Below are 15,704 nucleotides of genomic sequence, written 5' to 3' on the forward strand. Positions count from 1 at the left end.
CGCGCGAACGGAGCGCCGCGTGGCCGGCGGCTGCCCGTGGGCGAGGCTCCTGTCATGAGCGCGGAGCCGCGGCTCACCGGTCGTGTCGTCCTTCCCGGGGACACCGGGTACGACGACGCGCGCGAGGTGTACAACGCGCGCTTCTCGCGTCGTCCTTCTGCCATCGTGTTCTGCCAGGACGCGCAGGATGTCGCGAACGCCGTCCGGTGGGCGGCCGCGCGAGACGCGGAGATCCGGGCGAGGAGCGGCAGGCACTGTTACGAGGGGTTCTCCGTCGTCGACGCGGGGCTCGTCATCGACGTGAGCGACCTCCGCGGCGTCCGCGTCGACCGCGAGCGCGGCGTCGCCGTCGTCGGCGCCGGCGCCGACCTGATCACCGTCTACGACGCGCTCGGGCAGGTCGGCGTCACCCTCCCTGCGGGCTCGTGCCCCACGGTCGGCATCGCGGGGCTCACGCTCGGCGGGGGGTTCGGCCTCCTCTCCCGCGCGCTCGGCCTCACGTGCGACAGCCTGCTCGCCGTCGAGATGGTGACCGCGGACGGCGAGGTGATCCGGGCCGATGAGCGCGAGAACCAGGATCTGCTGTGGGCCTGCCAGGGCGGCGGGGGCGGCAACTTCGGTGTCGTCACGTCGTTCACGTTCAAGACGCACCCTGTCTCCGAGGTCTCGATCTTCAGGATCTCCTGGCCCTGGGGCGAGCTCACGAGCGTGCTCGAGGCGTGGCAGGCGTTCGCCCCGTTCACCGACGAGCGACTGACGTGCATCCTCAAGCTGACGGCCAGGTCCGCCGGCGAGATCTCGTGTGTGGGCCAGATGCTCGGGACAGGCGAGGAGCTCTATCGAACGATCCAGCCGCTCCTCTCCATGCGGGCAGCCGTGCCTACCAGCGTGTCGATCGAGACCCTGCCTCATCTCAACGCGGTCGGCCAGCTCGGCGGGATCGGCAGCGATCCCGACCGATGGACCGTGCACCAGCGCCAGGCGCAGGCGAGCTTCAAGAACGCGTCGGCCTATGCGTACGATCGCTTCGGCGCCGAGGCGATCGCGGCGCTCACCGCCGAGCTCTCGCGCGCGCCGAGCGCGAGGTGCCTTGTCCAGCTCGACGCGTATGGCGGCGCCGTCGGCCGGGTCGCGCCCGACGCCACGGCGTTCCCGCACCGGCGCGCGCTGTGGAGCCTGCAATACCAGGCCTACTGGAATGCAGCCGCGGAAGAGAAGGCGAACGTCGCCTGGGTCGAGCGGGTCCGCCGCGCGATGCTGCCCCACACCCGGGGCGCCTACATCAACTACATCGACGCGGAGCTCGAGGACTGGCTGACGGCCTATTACGGTGCGAACGTCGCGCGGCTCGCGGCCATCAAGGCCAGGTACGACCCGCGCGAGGTGTTCCGCTTCCCCCGATCGATCCCCCGCTCCCTGCCGGAGGCGGCCGGCGCCTCCGGGAGCTCCGGAGCGGGCGGCGGCGCGCCGGATATCAAAAATATTGTTTAAGATCGATCACTTACGTCACTACCGAGGCGGAGCGGCGTCCTCTCCACCTCCGCTGCGGCCGCGGCGCGCGCAGCGGCCGGCGCTCCGTCGCGCGGGGCCGGCGCTCAGCCCGTCGACAGGAGCTCGTCGAGCACGGCATTGTACTCGTCGAGCAGCGGGTGCGGCGGCAGCGCGCGGGACATCGCGCGCAGCTCCTCGAACCTGGCGACCTGGATTTCCCTGCCGCGCTTGAACATCGACCACGGGTCGCCGTGCTCGCGCGAGCAGACGATGATCGACTGGAAGTTGTCTATCTTGTCCGCCAGCGTGATCGCCTGCGCGTCCCAGGGCTTCTTCGGGAACGCCTCGAGATAGAGCCGCTTGCGGTCCTCCCAGGGCAGCGACCTGTCCTGCTCGGTCACGTGGCGGACGAGCGTGGCGACGCGCTCGCCGAAATGCTGGAGCATCTCGTCGAACGTGACGCCCTGGTCCTCCATGGCGTCGTGCAGCGCGCCGGCCGCGACCACCTCGTCGTCGAAGCCGTGACGGGCGAGCAGCACCGCCACGCCGGCGAGGTGGCTGATGTAGGGGACGTCGGCGTTCGGATACTTGCGCTTCTGTGCCCGGTGCCAGACCGCCGCCTGGTCGAGCGCGCGCTTGAGGAGGATGCCCATCGCGTGTCCGGCCCACCATAGCCGCTCGTCGTCCAGAACGCAGGCGCCGATGGCGACCGGCGTCGCCCAGCCCGCCGCCCGGCTCGCGGCTCGGCCCGCCCGCGGCTCACCGCGGCGCCGGGGCGGGCCGAGCCGCGAGCATCCGGGCGGCCCGGCGGGGGCCCGCGCCCGCGCCCTCCTCGGATCGCGCGCGCGATAGCCCCTCGTTCGTTCAGATGGTCCGGGGAGGTGCGCGCAGGTCCCACGAAGATGCGGCCGGCGTCGCTCGTTGCCCAAGACTCCGCAGTTGCCGACCTGTATACTCATCCGCGACAGCGTCTTATATCGTCATGCGAAACCCGCCGACGCAGGGTGCCACCTCATGAGACCTTGCTCTTTCCTCTCGCTGGCCGCCGCGCTGGCCGCTCTCGCCGTCACGCCTGCGCCCGCGCGGGCGCAGGACGCGCCCGTCAAGCCCGAAGGCATGGCCCTGAGCCGCTTCGTCCCGGCGCCCGCCGGGGACCGCATGTTCAGCGTGCCCTCCCCGTTCGCCGCGGGCCACCTGACGCCGCACGTGATGCTGATGGCCGACTACGCGAGCAATCCGCTCGTCCTGCGGCGCGAGCGCGATGACGCGGAGATCGGCGCGGTCGTCAGCGATCAGCTCACGTTCCGGCTCAACGCGTCGCTGCCGCTCTGGAACAAGGTGAGCGTCAGCCTCGACGCGCCGGTCACCGCGGTCCAGTCGGGAGAGAGCCCGAACGGCGGCGGCCAGCAGTTCACCTCCCCGAGCGGCGCGGACATCGGCGACCTGCGGTTCGGCGCGCGCGTGCAGCTCTTCGGCGCGTACCACGACCCGCTCCAGGTCGCCCTGGGCGCGTACCTCTGGCTGCCCACCGGCGCGGACGACGGGTTCGTGAGCGACGGCAGCGTCCGCGCGATGCCCTACGTCGCCGTCGGCGGCCGCATGGAGCGGCTCGTGTGGTCGACCGCGCTGGGCACCGAGCTGCGGCGCTCCCAGTCGTTCGGCGGCGTGGCGCAGGGGACGATGCTCACCCTCGGCGGCGGCGTCGGCATCCTCGCCGCCGACGGCCGGCTCCAGGTGGGGCCGGAGCTCACCACCGCGATGGTGCTCGAGGACATCAGCGGTCGCACCTTGAACGCGGAGCTCCTCCTCGACGCGAGGTATCGATTCCTCCCCTTCGTCGAGGCGGGCATCGGCGTCGGGCCGGGGCTCACCTCGGGGATCGGCACGCCCGACCTGCGCGTCGTCGCGATGGCCGCCTTCACGCCGGAGCAGCCCACGGACCAGGACAGGGACGGCATCGGCGACCCGGAAGACGCCTGCCCGAAGGTGCCCGGCGTGCGCAGCGACGACCCGCGCAAGCACGGCTGCCCGCCGCCGCCGGACCGGGACAAGGACGGCATCCCCGACGCCGACGACGCGTGCCCGTTCGTGGCCGGCGTCGCCAGCGACGACCCGCGCAAGCACGGCTGCCCGCCGCCGCTCGACCGGGACAAGGACGGCATCCCCGACGGCGAGGACGCGTGCCCGCTCGTCGCCGGCGTCCGGAGCGACGACCCGCGCAAGCACGGCTGCCCGGCGGACCGGGACGAGGACGGCGTGCCCGACGGCGAGGACGCGTGCCCCGACGTCAAGGGGTTCCGCTCGAAGGACCCGGAGAAGAACGGCTGCCCGCGCGACACGGACGGCGACACGTTCCGCGACGACAAGGACGCCTGCCCGAGGGAGAAGGGCTTCGCGGATCCGGATCCCGAGAAGCACGGCTGCCCGAAGGCGGTGCGGGTGACCGAGAAGAACGTCGTCATCCTCCAGCAGGTGCAGTTCGACACGGACAAGGCCACCATCAAGCCGGTGAGCGATCCGCTGCTCGACGAGGTCGCCCAGGTGCTGAAGGAGCACCCGGAGATCGTGCTCATCGAGATCCAGGGTCACACGGACGACCGCGGCACCGACGAGCACAACCGGACCCTGTCGCAGAACCGCGCCAACTCGGTCATGGCGGCGCTGGTGCGGCGCGACATCGACTCGACGAGGCTCACGGCGCAGGGCTATGGCCGGGACCAGCCCATCGACGACAACAAGACGGAAGCGGGGCGCCAGAGGAACAGGCGAGTCCAGTTCAACATCATCAAGAAGGCCGCGTACAAACCGCAGGTCGAAACCGGAGAAGATCGATGAGAAAGCAGTTGAGCGTCACCGGTCTCGCGCTACTCACGCTGATGGGCCTCACGACGGCCAGCGCGACGGCCGAGCCCAAGCTGCGGGTGCAGGTCGATCAGCAGGGCGACTTCGCCCTCATCGGGAGCTCGATCGGGCAGGAGTGCCGCTCGTCGACGCCGCGGCCCGCGGAGGGCACGGTCGGCGCCTGCGGCGCGTCGACGGTCGAGTCGGGGCCCGATCTCCTCTGGCGCTCGGACTCGCCCGAGGACGGCAAGGCAGAGGCCAACCTCGATATCACCCCGGAGACGGCGCGCACCACCGCGGTGCTGGAGCTCCCCGAGGGAGCGACGGTGACGCACGCGTACCTCTACTGGGCGGCGCGCAACGCCGCCGGCGCAGACACCGAGGTCGAGCTCCACCACGAGGGCGGCTTCGACGGCAAGGTCACGTCGATCGACTCGGTCGAGACGGTGATCAACGAGGGCAAGCCCAACGAGTCGCACAACTACCAGTCGGTCGCCGACATCACGGCGATCGTGAAGGAGAGCGGCGCGGGCGCCTACCGGGTGGGCGGCGTGGACGTTGTCGACGTCAGGGACAGCGACGACGACGTGGTGTTCGTGGCGTGGTGGATGGTGGTCTTCTACGAGGCGCCGAGGTCGCCGATGCGCAACCTCGCGCTGTTCGACGGGCTCGATCGGGTCTCGGAGGGGAACTCGCAGCAGGTCGAGCTCTCGGGCTTCAAGGTGCCCGACGCCGGCTTCACCGCCAAGCTCGGCATCATCGCGTTCGAGGGCGACAACACGAACTCGGGCGACAGCGTGTTCTTCAACCCGCAGAACCCGGGGAAGCCCGACGCGGCCGAGGCGCTGAGCAACGAGCTGAACCCCGCGGACAACTTCTTCAACAGCACCCGCTCGACGCTCGGAAAACCGGTGTCGGTGGAAGGCGATCTCCCGAGGATCGCGGGGACGCCTCAGAGCATGTCGGGCGTCGACATCGACATCGTCGATGTCAGCGCGAAGCTCAAGCCGGGGAACGATCGGGCCACCCTGGTCGCCACGAGCAGCCAGGAGCTCTTTTTCCTCGGGGGGTGGGTGACGTCGATCTCGAACTTCGGCCCCGACTTCAGCAAGTCGAGCAAGGTGGCGAAGGACCTCGGCGGGCCGCCGACCTACCGCGGCGACACGATCGAATACCGCATCACGGCGACCAACACCGGCAACGACGACGCGGTCGACGTGGTGCTGACCGACGCGCTGCCCGCCGGCGTGACGTTCGTCCCCGGCTCGCTGGAGATCGTCGACGGGCCGAGCGCCGGGCCGCAGACGGACAGGGCGGGCGACGACCTCGGCGAGTACGATCCGCAGACGCGGACCGTCACGTTCCGGCTCGGCGAGGGCGCGGACGGCGCGCGGGGCGGGGGCATCCCTGTGGACGGGAGCGTGACCGTGCGCTTCGAGGTCACGGTCGACGTGGAGGCGCCGGACCTCATCAAGAACCAGGCGAAGATCGCGGCCGGCGGCGCGATGGGCGCGCCGGTCAGCGACGACCCGACCGACGGCAACGGCGCCGCCCCCGGCGCGCCGCCGACCGAGGTCGCGCTGGAGCCGGAGAGCTTCTACGCGGCCGGGAGCGGCATGGTCGGCGCCTGCGCGACGAGCCCGCGAGGCCTTGATGGCGGCGCCGGGTGGCTCGCCGGGCTCGCGATGGCCGGTCTGCTCTGCCGGCGGCGCAGAGATAAGGCGTAGACGCACGAGGAGGCCGAGGGGCACCCCCGCCCCTACGCCCGAGGGGCTCCTTCTGCAGCCGCGCCCGTACGTGCTCCGCTGCCCTTCCAGCCGGCCATCTCGCTCGCCTGCCCGCCGGCCGGCGTCGTGAGGGGTGGGCGTCATCAATCCTCACACCCCGCCGGCGCGCATCTTGGCAGCGAGCTCGCCGAGCTCACGCATCTCCCGCTCGTCACGGCCGATGGCGATCGCATAGTTCCGGAGCTCCGCGTTCTCGAGGAAGGCACGGCAGACCTGCGACGCGTGCAGCTCGCTGGCGCGCAGGCTGACGAGCGCGACCCACCACGCGATGACGTCCGCTCTGCGCTCCGCGAGGACACCATCCCACGCCTCCTCGGTGAGCACCGGGGATCCCTCGGCCAGCATCCGTACGAGCAGGCGCTTCCCCTGCTCCGCGTCGTCGAGCGCCTGCACGACCTTCGGGTCCCCGCCACGGAGGCCCTCGAGCACCGTCATCACGCTCCACGCCATCGCCCGTACCCAGGTTCGCTGGATCCGGCCCATCGCGTCCGCAGAGCGGAGCACCGCGAGCGCTTCCGTGTCGTCGCCGGCAGAGTCGCCCGCCTCCGCGACAAAGGCGTTCACGGCGCCCGCGTGCTCGCGAAGCTGCGCCTCGATCCTCGCGCTCTTCTCGCAGAGCCGCGCGGCGAGCGCTGGACCTCGATCGCCGAAGACCTCCGAGAGATCGGCGGCGATCGCCGCTGGCTCGATGCTGATCCGAAGGTGCCGTCCTGTGGCCGCCATATCGAGGAAGAAAGAGCCGAGCAGCGACGCGACCGTGTGCGGCACCCCCGGCGGCTTGCAAAACGCGCCGAGCGGCTCGCGCGCAGGAGGCGGCACCGCGACCCATGTCGAAGCGAGGGTCGCGACGAAATCCTCCGGTGAGAAGCGCGGCCCTCCCGGCGCGAGGCATGCGAGCCGGCACGCGTCACGCAGACCACGCCCCGCGTTGAGCCACGCGATCACCAGGCGGAGCGCGCCGAGCGAGGCCGGCGACGCGCACTCGGCGAGCGCGCGCTGCCATTCACGCGCGCCGTCCTCGCCCGGGAACGCGCGCAGCATGGCTTCGTCCTGCTCGCCCGCCTCTCCGAGGAACACACGCTTGAACGCGCCGGGCAACTCGCCGGCAGCGTAGGAAGCACGCAAGCGCTCGATGAGCCGCGAGGCATCGACGCGCACAGGTAGCGGCAGCTCGCGGCCGACGAGGGGCGCAGCCAGCCGCCTGGCTGCCTCGGCCTGCCCGCGATCGATGTCGCCCCACACCATCGCATGCCGCGGAAAACGCTCTTCGACGAGCATCGCCGCCGCGAGCACGGCGAAATGGTACGGATAGCCCTGCGTCTTGTCGCCAAAGACGCGCACGGGCCCCCCGGTGTCGCCCCTGTCCGGCATGGCGGCGGTGACCACGACATCGCCGTCGGGGCATTGATCCCGGTGCGCCGCGTACCGGCCGAGGTCGCGGTAGAGCGACTGGCACTCGGCCGTTTGCAGGCTGTCGCCGTCGCCGATCACGGACCAACATACCTGCCTGGGGTCATCGACGTCACGACAGAGCGAGCGCATGTACATCGGCACGCGCACCCCCTCGATCGAGCGCCAGCCCCAGCCCAGGAGGCGCGGATGCCACGCCGAAAGGAGCGCGAGCGTCTCGTCGTAAGTGGCTGCCCACTTGGCCTCGTCGATGCCTCGCGGATCGATGTCGAGAATCACGTGCACGCCCATGGGTCGATCCTCCTGGCCGGCATGCGCAGCCGGCCGTGGTGATGGGGCAAGCGCCCCCGCGGCGCTCGAGGACAAACGTCGGCCTGGCGCCGCCGAGCACGAGATCGGCGGCGCGCCGTCTCCGACGGCCGATCCGCTAGCAAGCCACAGACAGGTTGGCCATGAAAAGAAATCTATTTCTGAATGCGATTCATGAGATGGCATCGAGCCGTGTCACGCAATTACGGCAACGCAATCCATCTCATCTCGCAATCGTGTTTCGCACGCGCCAGTGCTGCCCACCCCGCCCGTGCTCAGCGCACTTTCGACTCCTCCTGTCGCGGCCGAACTCGCTCGATCTCTGGTGAACCGTCGAGAAAGCGGCTGCGACCCGACCGAAGCAGTGCAGCACACGAGTGTGCCGGCCTCCAGCACATGCCCGAGACCTTCCGACGCGCGCCGGAAGCTTCCGTCGCGGAAATGAAGCCCTCGGGCGTGCTCCAGAGCACGAGATTTCGCGCGGTTAGCAGCGCAGGCTCACTCCCGGCGCCGCCGGTCCGCGGCTGAGAGCGAATTTCTCGGAGGATTTCGCGTCCGCCTCCGCGACGGAAGCACCCGGCGCGCGTCGGAAGCCTTCCTGCCGGCGGCGGATGCACCCGGCGCGCGTCGGAAGCCTTCCCGCGGGCGACGGAGACGCTCCGCACGCATGACGAGAGCCCTCCGACCCGCCACTGCAACCCTCGCGCGCCCGAAGGAAGCTCTCCGGCACATGGCGACGGCCTCTCGCGCGGAAGCGCTCTGGCCAGGGCTACGCTCAGTTGATGGTGAAGGACTTGCTGACCGCGACCGGCGCGCCGCCGAAAGCGGGCACCCGCGCGCCGCGGAACACCCTGGCGACGCAGCCGCCGACGCTCGTGCCGGCGAACGGCGCGCCCTGGACCTCGGCCGACGTGACGTTGCCGCTCGGCGCGAAGGTGACCCTGACCTTGCCGGTCCCGGTCGGGCCGCCGGCCTTCTTGCAGCTCTTGGCGGATCCAGCGGCGGCGCCGAGCGCCGAGCTCGCGGCGCCGCGGTTGAACTCGCCGCCGCCCGACGAAGCCGCCTCCGCCGCGGGCTTCGATGCCGGCTTCGCCCCGGCGGGCGCCGCCGGGGCAGGCTTGTCCCGCTCCGCCGCCGCCGGCTTCTCGGCCGCGGGCGAGGCCTGCGCCGGGGCCGGCGTCGCCGCGCCGGCCGCGGCCTCCTCCGAAGCGGCGGGCGCCGCCGTCTCCGCCGGGGGAGGCGTGTCGGCCGCCGCCGTCTCGGAGGGCGTGGGTGCCGGCGGCGGGGTCGTCGTCTCCGCCGGGGGCGTCGCCTCGACGGGCGCTGTGTTCGTCTGCTCCGGCGTGACCGTCTCCTCCTTCGGCGACTGCATGAAGAAGAAGGCGACGCCGCCGATCAGCGCGACGGCGACGGCCGCGGCGGCGATCAGGCCCGTGCGGCTCCGCTTTGCGGGCGCCTCCGGCGCCGTGAACGCGGAGAGCGACGGGAGCGACGAGAGCGGCGCCGGCGGCACGGACGACTTCGCCGATCCCGACATGGACGGGGGCGGCCGCGAGTCCGCCACCGGCGCGAGCAGCGGCGGCGGCGCGAGCAGCGGCGCGGAGGCGATGGCGCCGCCGCCGAGGTTCAGCAGGTCGTCATAGCCGGCTCGCCCGTTGTTCTTCGCGGGGCGGGTCGAGGGACGCCGGCCCGACGGGGCCTCCTCCGGCGCCTGCTTGGCCGCGGCGTTCTCGGTCGCCGTGAGCGCCGAGAGCGAGAAGAGGACCGAGTTCTCGTTGCGCTCACCCACCTGGCGGTCGGCGCCGGGTTGCGGCGCGGGCGCCGCCGCCGGCTCCGCGGCGCGCTCGGCCGCGCTGAAGACATCGACAGCGGCTGCCCGACCTGCGCGGCGCGCGGCCGCCGGGGCCGGGGTGGCCGCCGGGGCCGCGGCGTCCGGAGCCGGCGCGGATGCCACCGCGGCGGCCGCCGCAGGCGCCGGTGCGGCGGGCGACGCCGCCGCAGGGGCCGAGAGCGCGGCCGCGGCGCCGGGCTGGTTCAGCCCGCGCCGCTGGTCCTTCATGACCACGGTGCCCTCGGGCCCGAACTTGAGCCCGGCCGGGGCCGGAGCCACGGGCACCGGCGCCGATGCGAGCGCGGCCGCGGGCGCAGACACTGCCGCGGGCGCAGACACTGCCGCGGGCGCAGACACTGCCGCGGGCGCAGACACTGCCGCGGGCGCAGGCACCGCGGCAGGCGCAGGCACCGCCGCGGGCGCAGGCACCGCCGCGGGCGCAGGCACCGCCGTCGCCGCGGGCGTCGCCGCAGCCGCAGCGACCGCAGCCTCTGCCGGCGCCGCATCCGCCTGCGTCGAGAACTGCTGCCGGAGCTCGGGAACGCTGGCGATCGGCAGCCAGTCACCCATGCCCTCTTTCCAGACGTACGTGTCGTTGCTGAGCGCTCCGCGGGCGTACGCCTCCACGAGCTCGGCCGTCGTCATGGTGCGCTCGTCGCCCTCGGCGACGTTGACGGTCCACGCGTCGGGCGAGGCCGCGCCGCCCGCGTCGGGCTTCGACTCGGCGTCGTCCGAGAGATCGCCCTGCTGCCCCACGGTCGCGTCCTGCGACGCGGCTGCCGCCGCGGAAGGGTCATTCGCGCCGGTGACGACCATCGCGTGGTTGCACTTCTTGCATTTGATCTTGACCGTCTTGCCGACGACTTTCTCGTCGGCAATCGTGTACTTCGCCTGGCAAGACTCACACGTAATCTTCATGCGACTGTCGCCCTTCCCGTTCCGGCTTGCGGGCATGGGTTCAACGACCACACACGCGCACGTACACGCGTCCCGGTCGTGTTGATGGCAGGATAGCGGGATGCCGCGAGGCCGATCAAGGCGACGACTTTTTTTGTGAACCGGGGACGGGACCGCCGGCATCGCGTCATCGCGCAGCGCGCTTCCGGCGCGGTGCGGCGGGATGACGCAGCGCGCTTCGATGCTGCGCGCGATCGCCGCGGAGCGGTGCGCCTCAGTTGACGAGGACGAGCTGCGTGCCGTCTTTACCGCAGAACATCGCCTCTGCTGGATAACGCTCGCCGCACGTCGGGCAGATCTTGCCGCGCGGCGGCGGCGCCGGCTGGACCGGCGCCTCGGCGAGCGGGGCCCCGGCGGACGCCGGCGCCTCCTCCGCCCCGGCGCCGCGCTCCCCGAAGGCGCTGCCCGTCGATGCCGGGCCCTCCAGGTCGCCCCCTGCCCGCCGGCGGCCCCGGCGCAGCAGGATGAGCCCCGCGAACCCGAGGCAAGCGGCGACGCCGCCCACGATCGCGACGAACAGGTTCTTGCGCTGGCGCCCCAGGTCCTCCCCCGCGGTGGTGCGCCCGCCGATGGTGCCGGTCGCGATCGTCACGGAGGCGGCCTCGTCGCTCTCGCCCGCCTCATTGAGCCCGCTCGTCGCGAGGAGCGCGTCGTACCGATCGGGGCTCGTCACCTCGATCGAGACGGTCACGCCCTTGCCGGCCACGGACGCGACAAGGCCGAGCTTCCCCTCGCCCGCGTCGGCGCCGATCGAGAGCGCGCCGGTCGGGTCGACGGTCGCGGCGGACGCGACCGGCCCGGGCGCGATCGACCACGTGGGCCGCGTCGGGAGCGCGCACCCCTCCGCGTCCATGACGAGCGCGCGGAACTGGAAGCGCTCGCCCGGCCGCATGAGCTTGCGCGACGGCGTGACCTCGAGGCGCGCCGGCTCCCCGGGGGCGTCGCAGGTGCGCGACGGCGCTAGCTTCTTGACGGAGGCGGCGGGCGGCGCGCTCGCGGCGGCGGGCGGCGCGCTCGCGGTGGCCGGCGCGCTCGCCGCGGGCGGCGCGTCGCCCGCGCGCCGGACGAGCGTGTACGTCCGCGTCCTCGTCACGGAGGCGTTGCAGGTCGTGTCCTGGATGATGAACTGGTACTGCCCCGTCTCGACCATCTGGATGCTGGTGTCGGTCGCCTGGGTGGTCGTGGTGACGACCGCGCGGCGGGGGTCGTTGGGGGGCGTCGTGCAGCGCGTCTGCCAGGAGCGCGCGTTGCCGGACGCCGAGTGCTTGCTCCGCGCGAGCCCGGGCATCTGCTCCCAGCACTCGGCGGTGCTCCACGGCCGGCCGGCGCCCGAGATCGAGAGCTCCGAGCCCTGCTGCTGGATCTGCACGGCGCCGCCCGGCGCGCCCTGGGGTCGCGGCCTCGGCCCGCACGCCTCGCCCCACGCGGCGACCGACCACTGCTCGGTGAGCGGGCTCGCCGTCCACGACCCGCTCAGCGTGGGCAGGTCCTGCGCGGCGCCTGTGCGCGGGGCAGCGACGAGCGACGAGGCGAGGAGCGCGAGGAGCAGGGCCGGCGAGGCGAGCAGCGGGCGTCCCACGGCGGAACCCTAGCAGCGCCCGCCCGCGGACGGCACCCGGCAGCGCCCGCCCGCGGTGTCGATCGGCGCTCGCGCCTCTCGGGACAGACCGGCACGACGGCGACGAAGCTGACGAGGACGAGGACGAGCACGAGGACGACGAGATGAGGGATCACCCGTCGGCATGGGGAGACGTGGCACGACGTGGCACCGCACAAAAGCACGCGCGCCCCAAAAAGGATCTAGACAGGCGAAACGAAGACTCGTTATCTTGAAAAATGGTCCTGTGCGCACTCTGCATCAAATCTCGCTCGGAGACCCCGCGCACCTGATCCGATCCTGTTCGTCCCTCGGGTCCTTCAGAGGGGCGGAGACGGTCGCTGAGCGCGCGTCGACAGCGCGCGCCGCGGGCCGCCGTCGTCCGTGCGCTCCAATGCATGGAGTGTGGATGCGGGCTGACGAACGCGGTCTGGGCATGGGGGTGCCCAAAAGCGTCACCGCACAGGCCAAAAGCGTCACTGTGCAAGTCGCCGCCAGCGATGATTTTTTCGCGTATCGCTGCCAGAAAGATCTGGACACTTTCGACATCGAGTGGCTAAGTTAAACACTGTCTCTTTGCGCATCCGCTCTCCGATCCGAGCCAAGGCGCCCGCGTACCTGATCTGATCCTGATCAGCCCCGCGGGGCGCAGCCCGACCGGAGCCCGCGAAACCGACCTCGCCTGACCCGTGTGTCATGGTGCCTGCTATTCGGATGACGCTCCAGCAGTGGTTCACCCGTGAGGACCTCAAGGAGCTACCAATGAAGCAGATCGCAATCGCCTCCTCTGCCGCGCTCGCCACCCTGTTCATCACCGCCACGAGCTTCGCCAACACCACCGCGCCTTCGCCCACGTGCACCGTGATCAAGCGAGGCACCCTGGGCGACATCTTCAACGCCGAGATCTGGAGCCTTGCTCCGAACTACCACGTCCCGTCGCCTCACGAGGTGAACACGGGGTACTCCAGCACGGTCGGCGAGAAGCGCGCCCTGTTCCGCTTCGACCTGAGCCCCATCCCTGCCGGCTCTCTCGTCACGTCCGCCAAGTTCTACGCCCTGACCTACACCAGCACGGCCCAGAAGGTGTACGTGCACCAGGTGCTCGCCCCCTGGGCCGAGAACCTGGTCACCTGGAACAACCTCGGCGCCATCGAGCCCGCCGCGCTCACCTCGTTCGTGCCCAACGTCACCGGGTGGAGCAGCGTCGACCTCACCGGGCTCGTGCAAGAGTGGGTGAGCGGGGTTTCACCAAGCTACGGCGTCCTCCTCGAGGAGGGGACCACCGGAAAGACGTCTTACAAGGGCAGCGCCCACACCGACCTCTCGTACCGCCCTCTCCTCGAGGTCTGTTACACGGCTCCGAAGGGCTCGATCGGCGACAAGGTGTGGTTCGACGCGAACGCGAACGGCGTCGAGGACGCCTCCGAGCCCGGCATCTCCGGCGTCGTCGTCGATCTCTTCGTCGACGCGAACTGCGATAACGCAGCCGACGCCGGGACGACCCCCAGGACGACCGCGACCGACGCGAACGGCGCTTACCGCTTCGGCGAGCTCGAAGCGGGCTGTTACGTCGTCAGCGTCGACGACGCGACGCTCCCGCTCGGCCACTTCCTCACCACCGACGACGAGCCGCTCGCCGTGACCCTCGACGCAGGGGAGAACGTGACCGACGCCGACTTCGGCTACGTGACGTACTCGTCGATCGGCGACACGGTCTGGCTCGACAGCGACGCCGATGGGCTTTACGAGCCGGAAACCGGCGAGCTCGGCGTCAACGGGGTCCGCGTCGAGCTGTTCCAGGGCGGCCAGCTCGTCGACTTCACGGTCACCGGCAACAGCCCCTACACCGGCCAGCCCGGCTTCTACCTCTTCGACACCCTCCCCGCGGGCACCTACTCGGTGGTCATCACCTCCGACAACTTCATGACGAGCGGCCCGCTCGCCGGACAGGAGCCGACGGCCGATCCCGACGGCGGGCTCGACAACGTGGGCACGGTGTCGCTCGGCTGGGCCCAGGACCTGCTCGACGCGGACTTCGGTTACCAGCTCTCCTGCGGCAACGGCGTCTGCGGCGGCGACGAGAGCTGCGGCACCTGCGCCGTCGACTGCGGCGCTTGCCCGGCCGTCTGCGGCAACGGCACCTGCGAGGCCGGCGAGGACTGCGGCAGCTGCAGCGCCGACTGCGACATCTGCCCGCCGGTCTGCGGCGACGGCACCTGCGACGCCAGCGAGTCGTGCGGGAGCTGCTCGGACGACTGCGGCGCCTGCCCGCCCGTCTGCGGCGACGGCACCTGCGAGGCCGGCGAGGACTGCGGCACCTGCTCGGACGACTGCGGCGCTTGCCCCGCGGTCTGCGGCAACAACGTCTGCGAGACCGGCGAGGACTGCTCGAACTGCGCCGGCGACTGCGGCGCTTGCCCCGCGGTCTGCGGCAACGACAGCTGCGAGGCCGGCGAGGACTGCCTCGAGTGCCCGAGCGACTGCGGTATCTGCCCGCCCGTCTGCGGCAGCGGCGTCTGCGAGGTCGGCGAGAGCTGCTCGACGTGCAGCGCCGATTGCGGTGAATGCCCGCCCGTCTGCGGCGACGGCACCTGCAAGGCGGGCTCCGAGGACTGCTCGAGCTGCAGCGCCGATTGCGGCGCGTGCCCGGCCGCGGCCCCCGGCACCGGCACCCCCGGCTACTGGAAGAACCACGAGAGCGCGTGGAAGGTCTCGTCGATGACCATCGGCGGCAAGACGTACACGAAGGCCCAGCTCCTCGACATCATCAGCCGTCCGACCAAGGGCGACGTCACGTACATCATCGCGAAGCACCTCATCGTCGCCAAGCTCAATGTCGGTATCGGCAATCAGTCGAGCTGCATCGAGGACACCATCGCCAAGGCCGACGCCTGGCTCAAGCAGTACCCGCTCGGCACCAACGTGAAGGAGAACGGCAAGAACACGCCCTGGACCGTCGGCCAGCCTCTCGCCGAGACGCTCGACAACTACAACAACGGCCGCCTCTGCGCGCCGCACCGCGACTGATGATCGGTCATCGACCGGCAAGCCGACCCACAACGGCGACCGCCCCACGACAGCGATTGACCGGTAGCGACCGGTAGACGGCGCTCTCCCCGCCCGGCCAGCGCCCCCCGAGCGACCCGACTCGCGCGGCGCTGGCCCGTCCTCCTCCTCTTCCTCCTCCCCTCTCCGCCGCTCCTCGCCGGGCGATCTCGTCAAGAGAGGCAGCCTCATCGCTGCTCGCTCGCCCGACCTCCGCGGCCGTTCCGGCTGTTCCAAGGTCACCGATCTCTTCGGCAAGGACGCCACGGACGCTGTTGCGTCGACGGCCCGACGGCTCCCGCTCGGAGTGGAACGGCCCTGCGCGCGAGGCGATCCGCGCGCGGGCCGTGAGGCGCGAGCCCGCGAGGCGGGGAGACGGAAGTGCCCCACGCGTGCGCGTGATCTGCCCCTCCGCGCGACAAATTGCCCCTACGAG

At 71.6% G+C, this 15,704-nt stretch carries 8 protein-coding genes; 4 read left to right on the forward strand and 4 right to left on the reverse strand.

The genetic code is table 11. The features are described 5' to 3' along the window. Window positions 1-54 precede the first annotated feature (54 nt). The gene (locus tag WME76_RS38475) at window positions 55-1,491 is read left to right on the forward strand and encodes an FAD-binding oxidoreductase (RefSeq protein ID WP_437957130.1); all 1,437 of its coding nucleotides are present in this window, start codon (window positions 55-57) and stop codon (window positions 1,489-1,491) included. 104 nt (window positions 1,492-1,595) lie between these two features. Here the strand turns inward: WME76_RS38475 and WME76_RS38480 are convergent, their stop codons facing one another. Further along, window positions 1,596-2,144, reverse strand: a complete 549-nt coding sequence (locus WME76_RS38480; RefSeq protein WP_437957131.1) for an HD domain-containing protein — start codon at window positions 2,142-2,144, stop codon at window positions 1,596-1,598. Window positions 2,145-2,505: 361 nt separating this feature from the next. Between WME76_RS38480 and WME76_RS38485 the strand changes: the two genes are divergently transcribed. Next, window positions 2,506-4,326 carry an OmpA family protein gene (locus WME76_RS38485; RefSeq protein ID WP_437957132.1) on the forward strand — a complete coding sequence of 607 codons (1,821 nt, stop codon included), beginning with the start codon at window positions 2,506-2,508 and terminating at the stop codon, window positions 4,324-4,326. Next, window positions 4,323-6,059, forward strand: coding sequence for a DUF11 domain-containing protein (locus tag WME76_RS38490; protein ID WP_437957133.1), 1,737 nt, complete (start codon window positions 4,323-4,325; stop codon window positions 6,057-6,059). The genes WME76_RS38485 and WME76_RS38490 overlap by 4 nt, the downstream gene beginning before the upstream one ends. A 150-nt stretch (window positions 6,060-6,209) precedes the next feature. Here WME76_RS38490 and WME76_RS38495 read toward each other — a convergent pair whose 3' ends face one another. The 3 genes from WME76_RS38495 to WME76_RS38505 all read right to left on the reverse strand — a co-directional run bounded on the left by WME76_RS38495 (window position 6,210) and on the right by WME76_RS38505 (window position 12,205). Further along, window positions 6,210-7,820 carry a hypothetical protein gene (locus tag WME76_RS38495; protein ID WP_437957134.1) on the reverse strand — a complete coding sequence of 537 codons (1,611 nt, stop codon included), beginning with the start codon at window positions 7,818-7,820 and terminating at the stop codon, window positions 6,210-6,212. Between the two features lie 793 nt (window positions 7,821-8,613). Further along, window positions 8,614-10,587 (reverse strand): zinc-ribbon domain-containing protein, encoded by a 1,974-nt coding sequence (locus tag WME76_RS38500; RefSeq protein WP_437957135.1) that lies wholly within the window; start codon window positions 10,585-10,587, stop codon window positions 8,614-8,616. A gap of 253 nt (window positions 10,588-10,840) precedes the next feature. Beyond that, window positions 10,841-12,205, reverse strand: coding sequence for a hypothetical protein (locus WME76_RS38505; RefSeq protein WP_437957136.1), 1,365 nt, complete (start codon window positions 12,203-12,205; stop codon window positions 10,841-10,843). Between the two features lie 780 nt (window positions 12,206-12,985). Here WME76_RS38505 and WME76_RS38510 point away from each other — a divergent pair. Next, window positions 12,986-15,250 (forward strand): SdrD B-like domain-containing protein, encoded by a 2,265-nt coding sequence (locus WME76_RS38510; RefSeq protein WP_437957137.1) that lies wholly within the window; start codon window positions 12,986-12,988, stop codon window positions 15,248-15,250. Window positions 15,251-15,704 lie beyond the last annotated feature (454 nt).

Source organism: Sorangium sp. So ce119 (assembly GCF_051524405.1).
Classification (GTDB): Bacteria; Myxococcota_A; Polyangia; order Polyangiales; family Polyangiaceae; genus Sorangium; species Sorangium cellulosum_G.

Bases quoted from the DNA above. Each gene is read 5' to 3' on its own strand.
- WME76_RS38500 (WP_437957135.1), bottom strand. From the start codon at position 10,587: ATGAAGATTACGTGTGAGTCTTGCCAGGCGAAGTACACGATTGCCGAC.
- WME76_RS38485 (WP_437957132.1), top strand. From the start codon at position 2,506: ATGAGACCTTGCTCTTTCCTCTCGCTGGCCGCCGCGCTGGCCGCTCTC.
- WME76_RS38480 (WP_437957131.1), bottom strand. From the start codon at position 2,144: ATGGGCATCCTCCTCAAGCGCGCGCTCGACCAGGCGGCGGTCTGGCAC.
- WME76_RS38495 (WP_437957134.1), bottom strand. From the start codon at position 7,820: ATGGGCGTGCACGTGATTCTCGACATCGATCCGCGAGGCATCGACGAG.
- WME76_RS38510 (WP_437957137.1), top strand. From the start codon at position 12,986: ATGAAGCAGATCGCAATCGCCTCCTCTGCCGCGCTCGCCACCCTGTTC.
- WME76_RS38490 (WP_437957133.1), top strand. From the start codon at position 4,323: ATGAGAAAGCAGTTGAGCGTCACCGGTCTCGCGCTACTCACGCTGATG.
- WME76_RS38475 (WP_437957130.1), top strand. From the start codon at position 55: ATGAGCGCGGAGCCGCGGCTCACCGGTCGTGTCGTCCTTCCCGGGGAC.